At 60.8% G+C, this 572-nt stretch carries 1 protein-coding gene; it reads right to left on the reverse strand.

The genetic code is table 11. From position 1 onward, the window contains the following. Positions 1-509 (reverse strand): PAS domain-containing protein (locus QCE48_RS31695; RefSeq protein ID WP_309794494.1); only part of this gene is annotated, 509 nt, incomplete at its 3' end. Positions 510-572: the final 63 nt, after the last annotated feature.

Genomic DNA, 572 nt, shown 5'->3' on the forward strand with positions numbered 1-572 from the left:
TCCTCCGAAGCGAGTTCGCGTTCGCGCACTGCGCTAATTTTGTCATCGGGGGCGTAGATGATGTCGATGTTCTTCCCCAGCACTTCGTCCTCGGTATAACCGTAGAGACGCTGGGCGCCGCGGTTCCAGCTCTGGATGATGCCGTCGTGATCCTGCACGATGATCGCGTAGTCCTTCGTCGACTGAGCGGCGAGCCGCAGCCGCTGCTCGCCTTCTCTGACGCGCTGTTCGGCTCGTCTGCGGGCGGTGATGTCGATCAGCGTGATGACCACCCCCTCGATCCGGTCATCCGCCGTGCGATACGGGCGCACACGCACCAGTAACCATCGCCCATCCGTGCTTTCCACTTCGCGTTCAAGCGTGGCGAGCGTGCGAAGGGTTTCGTCGACATCGGCGGTTAGCGAGTCGTCGCGCAGGCGGTGGGTGATGTCGGTGAGCGAGCGGCCCACGTCCGACGGGATCAGGTTGAAAAGCCCAGTCGCGTTCGATGTAAAGCGCTTGATCTTCATCGTCTTGTCGACGAACAAGGTAGCGATATCGCTCGCGCTGATGAAGTTCTGCAGATCGTCGTT

The organism is Caballeronia sp. LZ024 (genome assembly GCF_031451455.1).
In the GTDB taxonomy this organism is placed as follows: domain Bacteria; phylum Pseudomonadota; class Gammaproteobacteria; order Burkholderiales; family Burkholderiaceae; genus Caballeronia; species Caballeronia telluris.